The organism is Actinomadura barringtoniae (genome assembly GCF_017573505.1).
In the GTDB taxonomy this organism is placed as follows: Bacteria; Actinomycetota; Actinomycetes; order Streptosporangiales; family Streptosporangiaceae; genus Spirillospora; species Spirillospora barringtoniae.
The window spans coordinates 76752-96507 of sequence record NZ_JAGEOJ010000021.1 but is presented as its reverse complement, the minus strand read 5'-3'; the positions used below and the strand labels follow the sequence as shown (position 1 = coordinate 96507).

Genomic DNA, 19756 nt, shown 5'->3' with positions numbered 1-19756 from the left:
GCGGTCGGTTCGGCCGCCATGCAGACCCGCGTCGACATCCCGCGCCCGTCCGCCCCCGGCGAGGGCGAATCCTCAGGCGGCGAGTCGGGCGGCGGCGCGTCGGGGCTGCTGCGTTCCGGCGCGATGATGGCCGTCGGCACGCTGGCCTCCCGCGTCACCGGCTTCCTGCGTACCGCGGTCATCGTCGCCGCGCTCGGCACCGGCCTGCTGGCCAACGCCTACAACACCGCCAACACGGTCCCGAACACGATCTACGACCTGCTGCTCGGCGGCATCCTGACCAGCGTGATCGTTCCGCTGCTCGTGCGGGCCAAGGAGCGCGACCGTACCTACGGCGAGCAGTACGAGCAGCGCGTGTTCACGATCGCGGTGATCTTCCTGGCGGTGCTGACCGTCATCGCCGTGCTGTGCGCGCCGCTGCTGATCGACGTGTACGCGGGCAGCTACACCGGCGACCAGCGCGCCCTGGCGATCCTGTTCGCGCAGTTCTTCCTGCCGCAGATCTTCTTCTACGGGGTCGGCGCGTTCGCCGGCGCGATCCTGAACACCCGCCACAGCTTCGCCGCGCCGATGTGGGCCCCGGTGCTGAACAACATCGTGGTGATCGGGGTCGGCGGCGCGTTCCTGATGATCAGCACGGGCAAGGTCACCCCGAGCAACATCACCGACACCGAGTTCATGCTGCTGGCGCTCGGCACCACGGGCGGCATCATCCTGCAGACGGTCGCGCTGTGGCCGTCGCTGCGCAAGGCCGGGTTCCGCTGGCGGCCGCGCCTGGACTTCCCGCGCGGCGAGCTCGGCGGCGTCGGCCGGATGGCGGCCTGGACGCTGGTGTACGTGACGGCCACCCAGATCGGCTTCGCGGTCGTCACGGCGCTGTCGAACCGGGCCGGTGACAAGGGCGTCGCCGAGGGCCTCGGCGAGGGCTACGGGTTCACCCCGTACTTCAACTCCTACCAGCTCTTCCAGCTGCCGTACGCGATCGTCGCCGTCTCGGTGATCACCGCGCTGCTGCCGCGGATGAGCGAGCACGCGGCCAACGGCGAGACCCACCTGGTCCGCGACGACTTCTCCAACGGCCTGCGACTGTCCTCGGTGATCATGCTGCCGGCGGCGGCGCTGATGCTGGTCCTCGGCCCGGAGATCGCCACGGTCCTGTTCGCGCACGGCAACACCTCGCAGAGCGACGCGATGGTGATCGCCCACATCATGCAGATGTTCGCCGTCGCGCTGGTGCCGTTCTCGATCTACCAGCTGATGCTGCGGGTCTTCTACGCGCACAGCGACACCCGTACGCCCGCCCTGGTCGCGATGGTCACGGTGACGACCAACATCATCATGGCGTTCGCCGCGTACACCCTCCTCGACACTAAGTGGATCGTGGTCGGCATCGCGGGCGGGTTCGCGGTCACCAACCTGGTAGGCAGCCTGGTCTGCTGGTCGCTGTTGCGGCGCAAGCTCGGCGGGATCGACGGCCGCCGGATCTCCAGTACGCTTTTGAAGCTCGTGGTGGCGATCTGGCCGCTGATCGGCTTCGCGTACGCGACCCATGCCGTGATCGACGCCACGCTGGGTACGGGGATGCTTCCGAGCCTGCTCTCGCTGATCGTCGCGAGCGTGGGCGGCGGGGCCCTGTACCTGTTGTTCGCCAAGCTCCTGAGGGTCGGCGAGGTCCAATCGATGCTGTCGATGGTGTCCAGTCGCCTGCCGGGTCGTGGCTGATTCCGGGCCGCAGAGTAAAACGTGGCAAAGAAGACAGGACGCGCCGCGATAAGGGAGCCACCAATCGGTGTAACCACTACCATGTGGGGGACTACGGCTTGCGGGGCGACACCCTGGGGAACGCAAAGAGGAGGGTCGGAGGCGTAAGCTGCCACGCCACGAACATGAACCATTTGCGCAGGACGTTGCCGTGAGCACGTCAGTCATCGAGCCCGGCACTCGCCTCGCCGGCCGCTACCGCCTTGAAGAGCGCATCAGCGACTCCGGTGGATCTTCCCTGTGGAAGGCCATCGACGAGATCCTTGCCCGTGCCGTCGCCGTCCGTACGTTCGACCCCGAGTTCCCCAGGGTCGCCGAGGTCGTCACCTCGGCCCGTGCCGCCAGCCGGCTGACCGACCCCCGCCTGACCCAGGTCTTCGACGCCGACGACAGCGGCGAGAGCGCCTACGTGGTCAGCGAATGGGTCGCCGGCGAGACCCTTGAGCAAATGCTGTCCAAGGCGCCCCTGGAGCCTGGCCGCGCCGCCACCCTCCTCTTCGAGGCCGCGGAGGCCATGACCACCGCGCACGCCTCGGGCCTCGGCCACCTGTGCCTGACGCCCCGCGACCTGGTCTGGACGACGGGCGGCACCGTCAAGCTGCTCGGCATCGCCACCGACGCCGTCCTCGCCGACTGCTACTCCGACGACCCGGCGCTCGAGGACGTCCAGGGCCTGGGCCGCATGCTGTACGCGGCGCTCACCGCCCACTGGCCGGGCGACCCGGAGCTCTCCTCGCTCCCGGCCCCGCCCACCTCCGACGACGACAAGCCTCGCGAGCCCCGCCAGGTCCAGGCCGGCATCTCGCACGCGCTGAACGCCATCGCCTGCCGCGCCGTCGGCATCTCCGGCGAGCCCATCGCAACGCCCGCGGAGCTGGCCCAGGCCCTCCGCGGCGTTCCCCGCACGCCCCTGCCGCTCTTCGCCGGCCTGGCCGCAACACCGCCGCCCGCACCACCCGCGGCCCCCCAGCGCCCCGAACCGCAGGCCGCAACCCAGGCGACCCCAGCTCCACGTCGCCCCGCGTCCCACCGCGCCCAGCCGCAACGCACCCAGCAGCACTCCGTCCCGTCCGCCCCGACCGCGCCCCACACCACCCGCAAGCCCCTCAACAAGGGCCTCCTGGGCGTGGCCGCCGCGGCCCTCACGGTGATCGTCGGCCTAGGCGCCTGGGCCCTCACCAGCAACGACGACCACCCCAAGGGCAAGTCCACCGACGCCAACGTCACCGGCGGCGACAACAAACCCAAACCCCACCCGGCCCTGAGCAAGCTGCCGGTGAGCACTGCGACCGGCTTTGAGGAGCTCACCCCTCAGGGCCACCCCGACAACTCGATCAACAAGACGGCGACCGCGGTCCTGGACGGCAAGTCGCGTACCGAGTGGTACACCGAGACCTACCGGGCCCCCAACTTCGGCAACTACGCCAAGGGATTCGGCGTCCTGCTGGACATGGGCAAGTCCGTCAAGGTGGGTCGCGTCAAGGTCGAGACACCCGTGAGCGGTGCCCCCCTGGAGGTCCGGGTCGGGAGCAGCCGGGAACTGAGCTCGCTCACGGCCATCGGCAAGCGCTCGGCGGTCATCGGCGCGAACAACTTCGAATCGGCCCAGGGCGCCCAGGGCCAGTACGTTCTCGTCTGGTTCACGACCCCTGTGGACACCGGATTCAAGGCGAGGATCAACGACATCACGGTCTACGGTCCACAGTCCTGATCCGCTGAGTCCCGGCATTTCCAGAACTTTCTAGATCGAGCCTCGCGCTCTCCGCCCGGAGGGAGCGGGGCTCGATCTCTTCGCGGCCGGGGTTCTGAGCAGAGCAGTCTGAGCCTGTCCCAGTGGGCTGAGGGCCGTTCCTAGGCCCCTGTGGGTGATCTTGGTTGACGTAACATCTCCGCGGCGAATGGGGCGGTCTGTAACACGAGCTGTGACGAGGGTTGCGACCAGTCGGTATCGTGCCTGGGAGCAGAGAATGTCCCCTCCCCCCAGGAATCTGTGGTGTCTCCCCAAGCAGCAGCCAGTAAGAACACGCGGCCATGACGTCGGTGAGCATGCGGCGCGTGGACGACGTCCCCGACAAGGAGCTGCTCGCGCGGCACGCGGAGGGGGACCCGCACGCCTTCGCCGAGCTGGTCAACCGGCATCGGGACCGGATGTGGGCGGTCGCGCTGCGCACGCTCGGGGATCAGGAGGAGGCCGCTGACGCGCTCCAGGACGCCTGCCTTTCGGCGTTCCGGGCGGCCGGGCGGTTCCGCGGCGACGCGGCCGTGACCACATGGCTGCACCGGATCGTGGTGAACGCGTGCCTGGACCGGCTGCGGCGCAAATCCGTACGGCCGGCGACGCCCATGGGGGACGACGCCACGTTCGACGCGGTCGCGCCGAAGATGCCGGACCCGACCGACGCGCACGGCGTCTCGCTCGACGTTCACTCGGCGCTCGCTCAGCTGCCGTTCGAGCAGCGGGCGGCGCTGATTCTGGTCGACATGATGGGGTACTCCGTCGATGACGCCGCTCAGGTCCTGGAGGTGCCCCCTGGGACGATCAAGAGCAGGTGCGCGCGGGGTCGTGCGAGGCTCGCACCACTTCTCGTACATCACCGGAACCGTCGAGACCCGAAGAACGTCGGAGGAGTGGAAGGAGGTGGCATGCCCTGATGAACCCCGCACACTATGACTACGACACCCTGGCCGATCTGGCCGAGGGGCTACTCGAAGACGATCAAGCCGCCTCCGTCAACGCGCACCTCGACACCTGCGCCGAGTGCCGGGACCGATCCGCCGACCTTGCGGACGTCTCCCGGATCCTGGCGGAGGCACCCGTTCCGTCCATGCCCGCCGAGCTGGCCGAGCGCATCGATTCCGCCATCGCGGCGGAGTCGTTGAACGACGCCACGGTGGTGAGCCTGGAACAGCGGCGCGGACGGCGGCATTGGCGGATCATGTCGGCCGCCGCCGCAACGGTGGTCGTGCTCGGCGGCGGAGCGGTGGTCGGCAAGATGGCCATCAACGGGGCCTCGGACGGCAATCACTCGCAGAGCGCGGGAGCGCCGCCCGTCACCGATCGCAACAAGGCGAACGGCGACTCGTCGAGCCGGATGGCTCCGTCGATGGGGTCCAAGAGCCTCGACACGACCGCTTCGGCACCGAAGGCCGCGCCCGGATACTCGATCTCGCACACCGGGACCGACTACCGGCAGGGACAACTGAACCAGCAGGTCGGCAAGCTGTTCGGCAAGGGCCCGGAGCTCCAGGTGGGCGGCGGCCCGGGGGCGGACGAGCAGCTGGCCCAGTGCGTCTCAAAGGTGGCGCAAGGGAAGAAGCCGCTGCTGGTCGACTCCGCCAGGTACGAAGGCAAGCAGGCCACGGTCATCGCCCTGCCTGGCACCAAGGCGGGCGCGTTCGACGTCTGGGCTGTTGGAACGGACTGCTCCGTTCTGAAGCACGAATCAGCCTGACGCAGTACGTTCGGCACCTCTGGCCGGTCCCCGCAACGCGGAGACCGGCCAGAAACATCTCTGCAGAACGCGTCTACGGCCGCCGGACCTGAGTCAACGCCCACCGGACGCCCGCCAGCCGCCCACTGGGCTAGCGACTAGGGCCACCGGAGCGGGGCTACGGCCATCGCATACGGATGCGCGACGGGACCACCTCGACGGCTCGTGGGCGCAGGGCCACGGGCCACGGGGGCGCGGGCGCGGGCGCGGGGCGCGGGGCGCGGGGCGCGGGGCGCGGGCGCGGGCGCGGGCGCGGGCGCGGGGGCGCGGGCGGCGGGGCCTTGGGGGCGGCTAGAGGTCGGCTAGGAAGGCCAGGGAGCGGGTCCAGGTGAGGTCTGCGGACTCGGCGTCGTAGTCGGGGAGGTCGGGGTCGGTGAAGATGTGGCCGGCGCCGCCGTAGCGGAAGACCTCCACGTCCGCGCCGGCGCGGATCATCTGCAGGTACCAGGCGTTCAGCCAGTCGACGGGCTCGAACGTGTCGGGGTCGGCGACGTGCAGCTGGACCGGGATCTCGGTGGAGGCGTCCTCGGGGAGGTCGGACGTGCCGTGCAGGAGCAGGAGGCCGCGTGCCTTCTCGTCGGCGAAGGCGAGGGTCTGGGCGACGGCGGCGCCGAGCGAGAACCCCGCGTACACCAGGCCACCGTCGACCAGCGGCGCCGCGGCGGTGACCGCGCGCTTCAGGAGCTCGTCCCGGCCGATCTCCTCGCGGATCTTCCGCCCCTCTTCGACGTCGCCGGTGACACGGCCGTCGTAAAGGTCCGGTACGTGCACCTCATGACCCGCATCACGCAGCCGGTCGGCCGCCGAACGCACCGCGGGCCGGACGCCGTACGTGGAGTGCAGGAGCAGAATCCTCGCCATGTTCACCACCTTATTGGGAGGTCGGGGGGCCGTTGAGCACGGCCGGGAATCCCCGGGCCCTAGGATCGGTTGACGCCACTGGCAGGCCGGACCGTGCCGGCGGCTCCGAGGCGATTCCCGCCCCGCCTGGCACCCCTGGCGAGCTAGAGAGAGGCACCACAGTGAGCGACGTCCGCAACGTCATCATCATCGGCTCGGGCCCCGCGGGCTACACGGCCGCGGTTTACGCGGCCCGCGGCGACCTGAAGCCCCTGGTGTTCGAGGGATCGGTGACGGCCGGCGGTGCGCTGATGAACACCACCGACGTGGAGAACTTCCCCGGCTTCCCGGACGGGATCATGGGTCCCGACCTGATGGACAACCTGCGCAAGCAGGCCGAGCGCTTCGGGGCCGAGCTCATCACCGACGACGTCACCGAGGTCGACCTCAAGGCCAACCCGAAGGTCGTGAAGGTCGGCGAGGACGTGTACCGCGCCCACGCGATCATCATCGCGACCGGCTCGGGCTACCGCGAGCTCGGCCTGGACGACGAGAAGCGGCTGTCCGGCCGCGGGGTCTCCTGGTGTGCCACCTGTGACGGCTTCTTCTTCCGCAACCAGCACATCGCCGTGGTCGGCGGCGGCGACACCGCGATGGAAGAGGCGATCTTCCTGACCAAGTTCGCCGAGTCCGTGACCGTGATCCACCGCCGCGACGAGCTGCGCGCCAGCAAGATCATGCAGGACCGCGCGTTCGCCAACGACAAGATCAAGTTCCTCTGGGACAGCGAGGTCGTGAAGGTCAACGGCGAGGACAAGGTCACCGGCGTCCAGGTCCGCAACCTCAAGACGGGCGAGGAGTCGGCGCTGGAGGTGACGGGCCTGTTCATCGCGATCGGCCATGACCCCCGCAGCCAGCTGTTCGAGGGCCAGCTCGACACCGACGCCGACGGGTACCTGCTCGTCGACGCTCCGACCACGAAGACGAAGATCCCCGGCGTGTTCGCTTCCGGTGACGTGGTCGACCACATCTACCGTCAAGCCATCACCGCCGCCGGCAGCGGATGCTCCGCCGCCATCGACGCCGAGCACTGGCTGCAGGCCCAGGGCACCGCCGAGCTCGCACACCAGGCCTGACCCCGGACGGCGGGGCCCGCCGCCCGGCAACAAAGGAGACATCATGAAAGCCGTGACCGACGCCGACTTCGACACCGAGGTCCTCAAGAGCGACAAGCCCGTGCTCGTCGACTTCTGGGCCGAGTGGTGCGGCCCCTGCCGCATGGTGGCCCCCATCCTCGAGGAGATCGCCGGCGAGCACGGCGACAAGATCGAGATCGTCAAGATGAACATCGACGAGAACCCGCAGCGCCCGGCCCAGCTCGGCATCACCGGCATCCCGACGCTCCAGGTCTACAAGGACGGCGAGATCGTCAAGCAGATCGTCGGCGCCAAGCCCAAGGCCGCCCTGCTCCGCGAGCTCTCCGAGTTCATCTGATCCAGACCCTCGCCCCTCCCGCGGCGAGCGCGAAACGTACGGCCCGTCCCTCTCCGGAGGTACGGGCCGTACGCATGCATGGGCACCTGAACTCCGACAGCGGAGGAGCCTGTTGGCCGGGGCCTGGTAATCGAGTCGAGTGAACTGCCGGTTCAGTTCCCCGCGCTCGGACAGCCCCTGACGGACGGGTCGCCGTTCTTGCACGCCGTCTTGTGGGCGCCTAGCTCAGCGAGTTTGTCGATCGCGCCCTTCAGCCCGATGAACGAGAAGGCGCCGTTCCGCACGCCGTCGGCGTCGGGACCGGGCAACTCGTCCAAGCGGATCGCGCTGTCCTGCACCTTGAAGACCTGGCAGTTGCCCTGACCCTGGCCTCTCTCAATGATGACCTTGCCGCTCTCGCTCCGGAGGGAGTACTTGCAGACCTGCGCCTTCAGGTCCTCGATGCTCTGCGGGCCCTTGACCACAAAGGTGTCCTTGACCGCCTGCTGTTTGCCGTAGGGCAGATCGCTGACCATGATTGGCGGGTTGGGCTGTTCCTCGGCGTCGGCCTTACGGGACAGGTCGATGAGAGGGACTTTCTGGTTCGTGCCGCGGTAGAGGACGACCTTGCCGTTCTCCTGGCCGACGTAGTAGCCGCTGCGGAGCTGCTGCACCGTGAAGACGCCTCCGCTCACGAGCGCGATGAGGACTACCCCGGCGACACCGACGAACGCGAGCGCTTTGCGCTTGAGCGGCGGCTGCTCTCGGGGCGCGCCAGCCACTCTGCGGTCAGGCGGCGGCGCTGGCCATCTCTGTCCTGTGCCTTGTGTTGACGGCTCAGGAGAGCCGGTCTCGCGAGAAGCGCGTGAGCCGTACGCCTCGTAGGCCGGCTGCCCACTCACATCCGCCCCGGGCACTCCAGCCCCTGGCGTCCCCGTCGCCTGCGAGCTCGAATTAGGTACGCCCGACGGCCACGAGGTCGAGGAGTCGGTCGGCGACTGCCCCAATGCCCCGGTTGAGGAAGGACTCGAAGTCCCGCCCGAGGCAGGAGTCCACTCGTCACTCGCTGAAGGGCCCGACGCCCCAATTGCGGGCGCGCGAGATGCGGGCGCGCGAGATGCGTGCTCGTGGGGCCCAGGCTCGTTGGGCGTCAGAGCGCGAGTTGCTGGCGCGCGTGATGTAGGCGCGCTGGGCGCAGGTGCGCTAGACCCGGGTTTGTTGGGCGCGGGCGCGCTGGGTGCTGGAGTTCGGGGCCCGGCCGCGTCGGATGCGGGCGCACTGTGCCCAGGCTCGTTGTGCCCTGGCGTGCGAGGAGCAGACGCGCCGGGCGCAGGCGCATTTAGCCCGGGCGCGTTGGGCGCGTTCAGGCGGGGTGCAGACGTACTGGATGCGGACGGATCGGGCGCCTTGGAGGCTGGGGCGCCGGGCGCGTTAGATGCTGGCGCGCTAGGTCCAGGCTCGCTGGGCGCAGGCGCGTTAGATGCGGGCGCGCTAGGGCCAAGCTCGTTTGGCACGGGCGCACTGGATGTGAGTGTGCGAGGGGCGGACGTGCCGGGTGGAGCACTGGGCGCGGGCGGGTCGGATGCGGGCACTCCAGGATCAGACACGCTAGGCCCAGACACGCCAGGCGCAGGCACGCCAGGCGCAGGCACGCCAGGCCCAGACACGCTAGGCGCAGGCACGCTGGGTGCGGACGTACCGGGCGCAGGACTGTTGGGTGCGGACGTACTGGATGCGGGCGTGTTGGGCGCTGGGGTATTGCGCCCGGGCTCATTCGGGGCTGGCGTGCGAGGCGCAGAGGTGGTGGGAGCTGGAGTAGTGGGTTGGCCGCTTGCGAGCGAGCTTGCGGGGGCGTGGTCGTGTGGGCTTGGCGGGGCCTGGGGGTCGGGTGTTGGCGGGGCGGGCTTGTGTTGCGATGGGCGGCGGGGCGGCGTTTGCGGGTGCTCGGCAGAAGGCAGCGTTACGTTGCGGGCGGTTGGGGGCCGATGGTCCGGCGGTACGGGGCGTACGGGCGAGGTGTCGGCGGCTAGGTGTTCGGCGACCTCGGCCAGCGGGGGTGGGCTTCCAGTGGCTCCGATCAATCGCATGAGCAGCTGGTGCGCCGTCGGTCGCCGGGTGGGGTCCTTGGAGAGGCACGAGAGGATCAGCTCCCGCATGAAGCCGGACAGCTCGCCCAGGTCCGGCTCGCTTTGGGCGATCCGGTTGATGACGGCTGCCAGCGGGCCTCCGCCGAACGCCGGTCTTCCCAGCGCGGCGTACGTCATCACGCCGCCCCAGGCGAAGACGTCCGTGGGTGCTCCGACCCGTGCGCCCGCGGCTTGTTCCGGGGACATGTAGGCGGGTGTCCCGATCACGCGGCCCATGGTGGTCGTCGTGGATTCGTTCAGCCGGGCGATGCCGAAGTCGATGACCCTCGGCCCGTCGCGGCCGATGAGTACGTTGGCGGGCTTGAAATCGCGGTGCACGATCCCGGCCTCGTGGATGGCCGCCAGCGCGGTCGCGGTCGCCACCGAGAGCCGGTGCAGGTCGTTGCCGCGGCGCGGGCCCTCGGTCTGAACGACCTGCTGGAGCGACATTCCTTCGACGTACTCGCTCACCACGTACGCCGGATCACCCTCCAGATCACCGCCGAGGATCTGGGCCGTACAGAAGGGCGCCACTCGCCGGGCCGCCGCCAACTCCCGGCCGAACGCGCTTCGTTCGGCCTCACTGGTGTGCAGGTCCACGTGCAGCACCTTGATGGCCACCAGCGTGCCGTCACCCGGCGCCCGGCCGAGGTAGACGGTTCCCTGGCCACCGGCGCCCAGCTTGCCCAAGATTTCGTACGATCCAAGACGCTCGGGGTCACGAGGGCCGAGCGGGGCCGTGTTCGGCATGGGCGACTCCGGAGTGCGGGTGGCGTGCCTGCATCGAGGCTAAGCCGCGGCCGCTCACCGCAACGCGAAGAAGCTCACACTCCCCGTGACCGATCAAGGCCGCCCGAGGCGACTGATCTCGCCCCGCCGCCGGCGCACCGCGCGGGGCGGCTGGGGGCGCCCGCTATTGCGCTTGGGGAGGGGTGGGAACGGGTTGGGTGGCTTTAGGGGCCTGAGGGGCTCTTAGACGGGGCGGAGGGCGCCCTCTGGGGTCATGGAGCCGAGGAGACGTTCCAGGGCCACCTCGACGTCCTCACGCCAGGAGAGGGCCGACTTGAGTTCAAGGCGGAGGCGCGGGTAGCGGTGGTGCGGGCGGATGGTCTTGAAACCGACCGACAGGAGGTAGTCGGCGGGGACCATGCAGCCGCTCTCCTCGCCCTTCAGATCGCCGAACGCCTCGATCGCCTTGACCGCCCTGCGGGTGAGGTCCTTGGCAACGCCCTGGACGAGCATCCGCCCGAGTCCACCGCCCGCGAACTCCGGCAGGATGTGCCCGGTCATCAGCAGCACGGCGTCGGCGCTCACGGGGCTCGTGGGGAACGCCACCGAGCGCGGCACGTACAGCGGCGGCGCGAAGAGCACGAACCCGGCCGGCACGTTGTCGACGTAGACGATCTTGCCGCAGCTCCCCCACTCCAGCAGCGTCGAGGAGATCCAGGCTTCCTTCTCCAGCCCCGGGTCGCCGCTCTCAATGGCGCGGTCGCGCGTCACCGGGTCCAGTTCCCAGAAAACGCACTGACGGCACCGGCGCGGCAGATCGTCGAGGTTGTCCAGCGTGATGTTGACGAGACGACGCGACACCGGATCGGCACCCCCTGTTGACTCGCCCGGAGGGTCTTCGGGTGGCGCGGTCGAGGACCTGGGAACGAGCGTGTACTGGCTTCGGGGTCAGTCGTGCGGAGCGCCACTTCTAGGAAATTCCCGGCAACAAGCCGGGATCCTCGGGCATCGTATCCGACAGAGGGCCCCGTCCCGGCGAAGGCGCCGCGGAGGGGCTCCCCCGTACCGGGCGACGGCGATGCCGTAGTTTGCAAGGAACCCAAAAGCACCCTCGGAGGTGGCCACGTGGAACAGCACACGCGTACAGATGCCTACACCGATCGCTACGCCGCGCGTGCCGCCGGCATGGTGGCTTCGGAGATCCGGGCTCTGTTCGCCGTTGCTGCCCGCCCCGAGGTCGTATCCCTCGCGGGAGGCATGCCGTACGTCTCCGCGCTCCCCCTGGACGCCGTCGGGCAGATGACCGGGGACCTGATCGCGCGCAACGGCGCCGAGGTCCTGCAGTACGGATCGGCGCAGGGCGACCCCGTCCTCCGCGAGAAGATCTGCGAGGTGATGTCCCTCGAGGGCATCCAGGCCTCCGCGGACGACGTGATCGTGACCGTCGGCGCGCAGCAGGCGCTCGACCTCATCACGCGAATCTTCGTGGACCCGGGCGACGTCGTGCTCGCCGAGGCCCCCTCCTACGTCGGCGCGCTCGGCACGTTCGCCTCGTACCAGGCCGACGTGGTGCACGTGCCGCTGGACGAGGGCGGGCTCATCCCCTCCGCGCTCAGCGAGACGCTCGAACGCCTCCAGCGCGAGGGCCGCCGCGTCAAGTTCCTCTACACGGTCCCCACGTTCCAGAACCCGGCAGGCGTCACGCTCACCCAGGCCCGCCGCGCCCAGATCCTCGAGATCTGCGCGCGATACGACGTCCTCATCATCGAGGACAACCCGTACGGCCTCCTTGGCTTCGACGGCGAGCCCATGCGGGCCCTCCGAGCCGACGATGCCGACCGCGTCATCTATCTCGGCTCGTTCTCCAAGACCATCGCCTCGGGCCTCCGCGTCGGCTGGGCCCTGGCACCCCACGCCGTACGCGCCAAGCTCGTGCTCGCCGCCGAGTCCGCAGTGCTGTGCCAGTCGAGCTTCACGCAGCTGGCCGTACGCGAGTACCTGACGACGCAGCCGTGGCGTGAGCAGATCAAGGGCTTCTGCGAGCTCTACCGCGAACGCCGCGACGCGATGCTCGAGTCTCTCGCCGCCCTCATGCCCGAGGGATGCACGTGGACGAACCCGGCCGGTGGCTTCTTCGTCTGGCTGACGCTCCCTGAGGGGCTGGACTCCAAGGCGATGGCTCCCCGCGCCATCGCCCAGCGCGTGGCGTACGTCCCGGGCACCGGCTTCTACGCCGACGGAACCGGCCACCGCCACATGCGAATCTCGTACTGCTACCCGGAGCCGCACCGCATCCGCGAGGGCGTCCGCCGCCTCGCCGGCGTCATCGAGGCCGAGCTCCAGCTGCGCGACACGTTCGGCGGTACGGGCGGCTACCCGACCCTAGGCGTCGACACCCCCGGCCCCGACACCGTCTGATCCATCCACCAGAAGCGCCCCTCGGCCCGTGAGGCCCGGGGGGCGCTTCTGCGTTTGGAGAGCCCCGCGATCTCAACGCCAGACAAGCCAAAGGAACATCAACCGCCGTCCGAGGGGCCAACCTCAGCCGCTGCCGAAAAAGCCCTGCTGATCAACTTCGCGTCCACGCGTCCGCGAGGCCGCTGGCGGACATGTCAGCGCGTCAGAATCAGCAGCCGGAGCCGTCCGCACGCCTCACAATCTCTCGCCCCGACGAACAGCGAACCGACGTGCTCCTAGCTACCACCAACCGTCACCCGTAGGCGCCATCGACCGGCCTCCGGCCGCCTGAGACACGCACTCCCTCCACTCTGATTTCCTTGTGCGACACAAACTCCACCATGCTGTCGGTAGCGCCACCACACCCGGCGCAGGGTCGACCGAAAGCACTTTCGTCTCTACGGAGCCGACGTCTGAAAGGGCACTGGATTGGAACTCGGGCACGTGATCGTCCTAGCTGGAGGCCTCTCCTACGAGCGGGAGGTCTCACTACGCTCAGGCCGCCGCGTCGCCGAAGCCCTCCGGTCCCTCGACATCCCCGTGGAACTCCGGGACGCAGACGCCACTCTCCTGGACTCCCTGGCGAGCGATCCCCCAGACGCCGTCTTCCCCGTCCTGCACGGCGCCGCCGGCGAGGACGGTTCGATCCGAGACGTGCTCGAGCTTCTTCAAGTCCCCTACGTTGGCGCCCGCCCGGACGCTTGCCGAGTCGCCTGGGACAAGCCGAGCGCCAAGGCCGTTGTCCGCCGCGCCGGAATCTCCACGCCCGCCTCCGTGGCGCTCCCCAAGGAAATCTTCCACGACCTCGGCGCCGCCTCCGTCCTCGCTCGGATCATCGACCGCCTGGGTCTACCGCTCTCGGTGAAGCCCACCCGCGGTGGTTCCGCTCTGGGCGCTTCCGTCGTACGTGAGGCCGCCGAACTCTCGGCCGCCATGGTCGGCTGCTTCGCCTACGGGGACGCCGCTCTCGTTGAGCGGTACGTCGAAGGCACCGAAGTGGCCGTGAGTGTCATCGACCGCGAGGGCGGCCCCGTCGCGCTCCCGCCCGTCGAGATCCTGGCTCCCGGTGGCCTGTACGACTACACCGCCCGCTACGACGCCGGCGACACCGAGTTCGTCACGCCAGCCCGACTCTCCCCCGAAGCGGCCGCCCGCGTCGCCGAGACCGCCGTCACCGCACACCGCGCACTTGGCCTCCGCGACATCTCCCGAACCGACCTCATCGTCGACGCCGCCGGAGAGGTCCAGTTCCTGGAAGTCAACGTCGCGCCCGGAATGACAGAGACGAGCCTCCTCCCCCGAGCCGTCTCAGTGGCCGGTCTAGAGCTAGGCGCCGTCTGCCGAGACCTCATCCTCCGCCGCCTCGCCTAGCTCCCCCGCGCCGGTTTCCCGTGAAACATCGCCCCGCTCCACGCACGAGCGACCTCCAGATCAGCCGTTCACGCCGCCCGCCGGGAAGGTAGCTCCCGCATGCGCGGCCCCGGTGGCGGCCGGCGACTAAGGTCCGGCCGCTCCGGCGGACGTACGCAGATTGGCGAGGAGACCGGCCCGTTGGACGTGCCTCGGCTCTAATTGGCTGACGCCCCGGAGCACATGCCTCCCGACCGAAGGCTGCCGTGGTGGGACCGGGTAAGCGCCGACGGATGCGCGATGGTCCGCGTCTCCCCCAGCATGCGTCTCCGTTCGGACTGGCTAGTGGAGCCTCGGTGCACGGCCCCCTCTCCCGTTTTCGCTGCCGGCCCGGGAGAACAATGGGCGCCGAGCACGCCCGTTGGGAAGCCAGCAGCCTCTGAGAGGAGGGAACGATCGATGCGGTGTCACCCAGAGATCAGCACAGTGACCGCGGAGTCCCAACGCCGACCCAGCGGTGTCTAGCCAGCAGTCCGCGGAAGGGGTACGACAGTGCCTTGTCGCCATCGGAGATGGGCACGGCGAAACCAGCGACGATGGGCACTGACGCTGAGGTGCTATCTGCGAACCACTCTGGTGTAGTGGCGCGCGCTCCTTGCCGCCACCCGACTCACCCCACGTTCTGACGAGGCGCCTTCACGTATGCGCCAGCCAGGACCCAGCGCATCAGGCGGCTTGGGCACCGCGCACCGTGCACCGGCCCGAGGCCGTACGTGGGGCGCTGGCCTTCCCAGCCGATTGCCCCACGGCTCCTTCTGTGGCTTGCCGCGCCCAGCACGACGACCGCACCCGCCGCGTGTCAGCGCAGGAACGCCGAACAGGCGGCTTGGGCGCCCCGTTCTGAGGCACCGCAGGCACTAGAGGCAGACTCCCAGCGCGTCATAGCCGTCCTCACACCTGGCGGAGCCACCCGCACATAGCTCCGGCTTGAGCGACTGCGCCGTGGGGCCGCCGGTCCCGGCTTCCCACTCGCAGGGGAAGCCCGCCGCCGGTCCATATGGCTCCGGCAGAGCGGCCCCGCACCTTGCCTCGGAGGGGTGCGCACATGACCTTCCTGTCGTCCGAACGGCAGCACGTGCTGTCTGCGAGACCTGAGACGCCCCTAGGGAATCCGCTGCGGCGCCTGCGTTCCCGGATCGCCGGCCCCTCCTCCTTCCGATTCTGCGGCAGCACCGCGGCGCCAGCTCGGGGTCGGCCGGTCGCCTTAGCCGGTGATCGAGGTGGTGGGGTCGGGCGCGGCCCACGTGGTGGCCACCCCGGCGACGCCGCATCCGGCAGCGCTGAGTTGGTAGTTGGCGGCGCACTGGCGGGCGGCCACGGGACCAGAAGGATGGGTTGGTCAGTTGGCTGCCATTGGCAGGCGGCCACGGGGACCAGAAGGGCCGAACGGGTTGCCCGAGGACCGGCTCCGATTGATGCCTGCCTGCTGCCATCCGGCGCTGGCGACGTTCCATGACGGGTTCCTGTCCTATCCGTCCGAGCACCAGCTAACGGTGCGGCCTAACCTGGTGGTGGGCTGTCTAATGCGCGGACTCCGGGCTGACGGTCACGGTCGGCGCGCTGGACGGCTCCGCCCACACCCGGCGCAACGGTGATTGGTCGTGAGGGCACGCCGCTACCTACGCGGAACGTGCGGGGCGGCCTCGCGGGCATTGCCCAGGCGCGCGGTGACCGCCGTGGTCGAGGCTGGGCGCGTCCAGCGGGTCATTGGTTTGAGGGTGACCGGCGCCCTGATCGGCCCTGAGGCGGGCGTGGCCCGTATCGGTGCTGAGTCCGCGCGGGCATCTTGATCGAGGCGGGCACCGCGTACGGGCTGGCGGCGCATCGAGGGGTTCTTGGTGGCTGCGGTTGGTGCTGGGAGAAGGATTCTCCGGCTTGGTTTCATGTGAAACACGGGCAGGAATGCGAACGCCCCGGGTGGGAGCCCGGGGCGTTGGTGGTGGCGGAACGGGTCAGGCGTCGCCGATGCCTTCTTCGTCGGGTGCCATGGTCTTGATGATGCGGTCGAGGTCCTCCAGGGAGGCGAACTCGACGGTGATCTTGCCCTTGCTGCGGCCCAGGTCGACGCGGACCTTGGTCTCGTAGCGGTCGGAGAGGCGGTCGGCCAGCTGCTTGAGGGCGGGCGCGACCGGCTTCTTGCGCTTCTGGCGCGGTGCCTCGGGCGAGTCGTCGACGTCGCGCATGGCGATGATTTCTTCGACGGCGCGGACCGAGAGGCCCTCGGCGACGATGCGGCCGGCCAGGTTCTCCTGGGCCTCGACGCTGTCGAGGGAGAGGAGCGCCCGGGCGTGGCCGGCGGAGAGGACTCCGGCGGCGACGCGGCGCTGGACGGCGGGCGGCAGGTTCAGCAGGCGCAGGGTGTTGGTGATGTGCGGGCGCGACCGGCCGATGCGGCTGGCGAGCTGCTCGTGGGTCGCGCCGAAGTCCTCCAGGAGCTGCTGGTAGGCCGCTGCCTCTTCCAGCGGGTTGAGCTGCTCGCGGTGGAGGTTCTCCAGGAGCGCGTCCCGGAGCATGTCGTTGTCGCCGGTGTCGCGGACGATCGCCGGGATGACGTCGAGGCCCGCGTGCTGGGAGGCGCGCCAGCGGCGCTCTCCCATGACGAGCTCGTAGTCGTGCTCCGCGTCGTCGATCTTGCGGACGACGATGGGCTGGAGGAGCCCGACGATGCCGATGGACTCCGAGAGCTCCTCGAGCGCCGCCTCGTCGAAGTTCTTGCGCGGCTGCTGCGCGTTGGGCCTGATGGACTTCAGCGGCAGCTCGGCGAAGTGCGCTCCCGCGACGGGCTGCATTTCGGTGAGCGCGGCGCCGTCCGAGCCGCCGGGGCCGCCAGGGAGGCCGGGCTCCCCCGTCGTCCCCGGGGTGCCCGGGGGCGGAGCGGTGGGAATGAGGGCACCGAGGCCCTTGCCCAGACCTCGTCGCTGCTGGCTCACGCGTCCCCCTCGGGTGCGGTCGAAATCACTGCGCTGCTCCGCGATGGGCGATCTCCGAGGCGGCCTCGCTGTAGGCGAGGGCGCCGCTGGAACCCGGGTCGTACGTCATGACCGACTGGCCGTAGCTCGGCGCTTCGGAGACGCGGACGCTCCGCGGGATGACGGTGTTGAGGACCACCTCGCCGAAGTGGTTGCGCACGTCGTCCGCGACCTGGGCGGCCAGGCGGGTGCGCGCGTCGTACATCGTCAGCAGGATGGTGGAGACGGCGAGCTGCGGGTTCAGATGCGACTTGACCAGGTCGACCGTGCGGATCAGCTGTCCGAGGCCCTCCAGCGCGTAGTACTCGCACTGGATCGGGATGAGGAGCTCGTCTCCCCCGACGAGGGCGTTCACGGTGAGCAGCCCGAGGGACGGCGGGCAGTCGATCAGTACGTAGTCGAACTTGTCGGTGTCGTAGGCGTCCAGGGCGCGGCGCAGGCGCGACTCCCGGGCGACCTTGGAGACCAGTTCGATCTCCGCGCCGGCGAGGTTCAGCGTCGCCGGGGCGCAGAAGAGGTTGGGGATGTCGGCGGCCGGGACGACGATGTCGGCCAGCGCGGTGTCCTCGATCAGCACGTCGTAGATCGACGGGATCTCCGCGTGGTGCTCGACCCCGAGGGCCGTGGACGCGTTCCCCTGCGGGTCTAGGTCGACGACCAGCACCTGAGCGCCGTGCATCGCCAGCGACGCCGCCAGGTTGACCGAGCTGGTCGTCTTGCCGACGCCGCCCTTCTGGTTCGCGATCGTGATGACCCGGCAGTGATCCGGCCTCGGCCACTCCCGCTCTCTGCGGCCCGAGCTTGCCTTGATCACCGCCACTGTTTCTTGTGAAACATTGGCGTCCTTGAGCGCCTCGCGCACGAGCTGTGACTCCCCCTGAGATGGTCCCTTGCGCGGACTCGACGGCTGGTTCGTGCCGCCATTGGTCGGTACGTAGCCGACGGTCTCCGCGGTCCCGGACGTTGTGTTTCCCCACATAGCGTGCCCGGACGGGGTCTCCCCCGCCGGTCCCTCCGGCTCGCCGGACTCAGCGGACTCGCCGGACGGCTCCTCGGGCGGCTGTTCCCCGGCCTCGGGCTCCTCGCCCTGACCGGGCCAGCCCAGGCCGGACGTCTCGTCATCGGGGGATTCGTTGGCGCGGTCAGGCCAGCCCAGTCCTGGTCCCGTGCTCATGAAGACCTCTTCCTCGACCCTTTTGCGCGTCGGGGCGCGCGTTCGGCGACGACACGAACAAGCGTTGTCGGAGGCTCGACCTTACCGTGCCCCACTTGAAGCAGTTCGGCCGTACGGACGCCGAACCGCTTCAGGACGGGTTCGGCCTCCTCCAATTCAATGGCCGCGCGTTCACCTTTCATCGCCAGCAGTTCCCCGCCCGGCCGGAGCAGGGGCAGGGCCCACTTGGCCAGTCGTTCCAAAGGAGCGACGGCCCGGGCGGTGGCGACGTCCACCGAAAGGTCCTTGGCGACCTCTTCGGCGCGGCCTCGGCGGACTTCGACGTTCTTGAGCTCCAGCATCTCGACGGCCTCGTTGAGAAAGGTGGTCCGCCGGAGCAGGGGCTCCAGGAGGGTGATCGACAGGTCCGGCCGTACGATCGCCAGCACGAGGCCCGGCAGCCCGGCGCCCGAGCCGATATCGACAACGCGCGCGTCCGCGGGCACCGCCTCGGCGACGACGGCACAGTTGATCAGGTGTCGTTCCCAGAGCCGATCGACCTCACGCGGTCCGATCAGGCCCCGTTCGACCCCGGCATCGGCGAGAAACTCCGCGTACCGCTCAGCCCGCGGCAGCGCCTCACCGAAAACTTCACTCGCGATCCCCACCGTACGAATCGTTCCACATAATGTCGGGACCGCGCACACATGAAACGTGCCGTAAGGCGACTGGTCACCCAGATACATCTCCCGGACCCCCTGTCCGGCAGGAATATTCGCCGCTGACGGGGTAAAGGCGGGACCAGAACATGCCCGCCTGCCACGGAAGGAGGCTCCGGGTCATGGGACTGGGAGTCAGCATCGCCTTCATCACGCTCGGTGCGATCCTCACCTTCGCCGTCCGCGTCAATCTCAGCGGTGTGGACATTCACGTCGTCGGCCTGATCCTCATTCTGGCCGGCGCCCTCAGCATGGCCTTCACCCTCATGTACACGCGGCCGCGGCAACGCCGGAACCTCATGACCGGTGCGGACCCCGGGTACTTCGAGCCCGAGCAGCCGGACACCGTCGTTCAGGAGTCATCACCCGAGACGGTCGTACACGAAGAGCGCACGATCGAGCAGACCCCGCACGGCCCGGTCGAGCACATCGAACGCACGGTCGAGCGCCCCGGCGAGACGATCGAGCGCGGCCACACGAGCCAGGATCCGGCGATCGGTCAGGACCCGGCCATCCAGAATGATCCGGCAAAAGCGAACATCCCCAGCCCGACCATCGCAACTTCCCGCCGCGCACCGCACGAACGGCGCCCTTAACCCTCCAGGGCGCCTCTCTAGGCCCCCTCTGA

Annotated in this window: 15 protein-coding genes and 1 pseudogene; 9 read left to right on the top strand and 7 right to left on the bottom strand. The window is 69.4% G+C overall.

All coding sequences use genetic code 11. The annotated features are described in order from the left end of the window. Positions 1-18 precede the first annotated feature (18 nt). The 4 genes from murJ (at position 19) to J4573_RS41065 (ending at position 5213) form a co-directional block, all read left to right on the top strand. Positions 19-1722 carry a murein biosynthesis integral membrane protein MurJ gene (gene murJ, locus J4573_RS41080; protein ID WP_208261563.1) on the top strand — a complete coding sequence of 568 codons (1704 nt, stop codon included), beginning with the start codon at positions 19-21 and terminating at the stop codon, positions 1720-1722. Positions 1723-1912: 190 nt separating this feature from the next. Further along, complete coding sequence (locus J4573_RS41075) at positions 1913-3472, top strand: protein kinase family protein (RefSeq protein WP_208261562.1); 1560 nt, start codon at positions 1913-1915, stop codon at positions 3470-3472. Positions 3473-3792: 320 nt separating this feature from the next. Then, entirely contained in the window at positions 3793-4413 is a 621-nt protein-coding gene (gene sigM / locus J4573_RS41070; RefSeq protein ID WP_208261561.1) for an RNA polymerase sigma factor SigM, read from the top strand. After that, positions 4413-5213: an anti-sigma factor family protein gene (locus tag J4573_RS41065; protein WP_208261560.1), complete on the top strand. Its 801-nt coding sequence runs from the start codon at positions 4413-4415 to the stop codon at positions 5211-5213. Before sigM ends, J4573_RS41065 begins: the two co-directional genes overlap by 1 nt. A 330-nt stretch (positions 5214-5543) precedes the next feature. Here the strand turns inward: J4573_RS41065 and J4573_RS41060 are convergent, their stop codons facing one another. Beyond that, entirely contained in the window at positions 5544-6113 is a 570-nt protein-coding gene (locus J4573_RS41060; RefSeq protein ID WP_208261559.1) for a dienelactone hydrolase family protein, read from the bottom strand. Between the two features lie 161 nt (positions 6114-6274). On the opposite strand from J4573_RS41060, the gene trxB reads away from it, so the two are divergent. Both trxB and trxA read left to right on the top strand, forming a co-directional pair. Then, entirely contained in the window at positions 6275-7228 is a 954-nt protein-coding gene (gene trxB / locus J4573_RS41055) for a thioredoxin-disulfide reductase (protein ID WP_208261558.1), read from the top strand. 43 nt (positions 7229-7271) lie between these two features. Then, on the top strand, positions 7272-7586 hold the full coding sequence (gene trxA / locus J4573_RS41050; protein ID WP_208261557.1) for a thioredoxin: 315 nt from the start codon (positions 7272-7274) through the stop codon (positions 7584-7586). 152 nt (positions 7587-7738) lie between these two features. On the opposite strand, the gene J4573_RS54710 is transcribed toward trxA, so the two are convergent. From J4573_RS54710 to J4573_RS41040, 3 genes and pseudogenes are all read right to left on the bottom strand, one after another. Further along, positions 7739-8347 (bottom strand): hypothetical protein, encoded by a 609-nt coding sequence (locus J4573_RS54710; protein WP_243774394.1) that lies wholly within the window; start codon positions 8345-8347, stop codon positions 7739-7741. A 1308-nt stretch (positions 8348-9655) separates the two neighbouring features. Next, positions 9656-10441, bottom strand: a pseudogene (locus J4573_RS56810) (serine/threonine-protein kinase); the annotation flags it as partial. A gap of 222 nt (positions 10442-10663) precedes the next feature. After that, positions 10664-11281: a GNAT family N-acetyltransferase gene (locus tag J4573_RS41040; RefSeq protein WP_208261555.1), complete on the bottom strand. Its 618-nt coding sequence runs from the start codon at positions 11279-11281 to the stop codon at positions 10664-10666. A gap of 324 nt (positions 11282-11605) precedes the next feature. Between J4573_RS41040 and J4573_RS41035 the strand changes: the two genes are divergently transcribed. Both J4573_RS41035 and J4573_RS41030 read left to right on the top strand, forming a co-directional pair. After that, positions 11606-12838, top strand: a complete 1233-nt coding sequence (locus J4573_RS41035) for an aminotransferase-like domain-containing protein (protein ID WP_208261667.1) — start codon at positions 11606-11608, stop codon at positions 12836-12838. A 468-nt stretch (positions 12839-13306) separates the two neighbouring features. Further along, the gene (locus J4573_RS41030) at positions 13307-14248 is read left to right on the top strand and encodes a D-alanine--D-alanine ligase family protein (RefSeq protein WP_208261554.1); all 942 of its coding nucleotides are present in this window, start codon (positions 13307-13309) and stop codon (positions 14246-14248) included. Between the two features lie 1991 nt (positions 14249-16239). On the opposite strand, the gene J4573_RS41025 is transcribed toward J4573_RS41030, so the two are convergent. The 3 genes from J4573_RS41025 to rsmG form a co-directional block, all read right to left on the bottom strand. After that, entirely contained in the window at positions 16240-17217 is a 978-nt protein-coding gene (locus J4573_RS41025) for a ParB/RepB/Spo0J family partition protein (protein WP_208261553.1), read from the bottom strand. 25 nt (positions 17218-17242) lie between these two features. Beyond that, positions 17243-18118, bottom strand: a complete 876-nt coding sequence (locus tag J4573_RS41020; protein WP_372442998.1) for a ParA family protein — start codon at positions 18116-18118, stop codon at positions 17243-17245. A 308-nt stretch (positions 18119-18426) separates the two neighbouring features. After that, entirely contained in the window at positions 18427-19077 is a 651-nt protein-coding gene (gene rsmG, locus J4573_RS41015; RefSeq protein ID WP_307797317.1) for a 16S rRNA (guanine(527)-N(7))-methyltransferase RsmG, read from the bottom strand. A gap of 173 nt (positions 19078-19250) precedes the next feature. On the opposite strand from rsmG, the gene J4573_RS41010 reads away from it, so the two are divergent. Further along, positions 19251-19724 (top strand): DUF6458 family protein, encoded by a 474-nt coding sequence (locus J4573_RS41010; protein WP_208261551.1) that lies wholly within the window; start codon positions 19251-19253, stop codon positions 19722-19724. Positions 19725-19756: the final 32 nt, after the last annotated feature.

Excerpts from the sequence above, each read along its gene's own strand:
- J4573_RS41010 (WP_208261551.1), top strand. The coding sequence starts at position 19,251 with ATGGGACTGGGAGTCAGCATCGCCTTCATCACGCTCGGTGCGATCCTC.
- trxA (WP_208261557.1), top strand. The coding sequence starts at position 7,272 with ATGAAAGCCGTGACCGACGCCGACTTCGACACCGAGGTCCTCAAGAGC.
- murJ (WP_208261563.1), top strand. The coding sequence starts at position 19 with ATGCAGACCCGCGTCGACATCCCGCGCCCGTCCGCCCCCGGCGAGGGC.
- sigM (WP_208261561.1), top strand. The coding sequence starts at position 3,793 with ATGACGTCGGTGAGCATGCGGCGCGTGGACGACGTCCCCGACAAGGAG.
- J4573_RS41065 (WP_208261560.1), top strand. The coding sequence starts at position 4,413 with ATGAACCCCGCACACTATGACTACGACACCCTGGCCGATCTGGCCGAG.
- J4573_RS41035 (WP_208261667.1), top strand. The coding sequence starts at position 11,606 with ATGGTGGCTTCGGAGATCCGGGCTCTGTTCGCCGTTGCTGCCCGCCCC.
- J4573_RS41060 (WP_208261559.1), bottom strand. The coding sequence starts at position 6,113 with ATGGCGAGGATTCTGCTCCTGCACTCCACGTACGGCGTCCGGCCCGCG.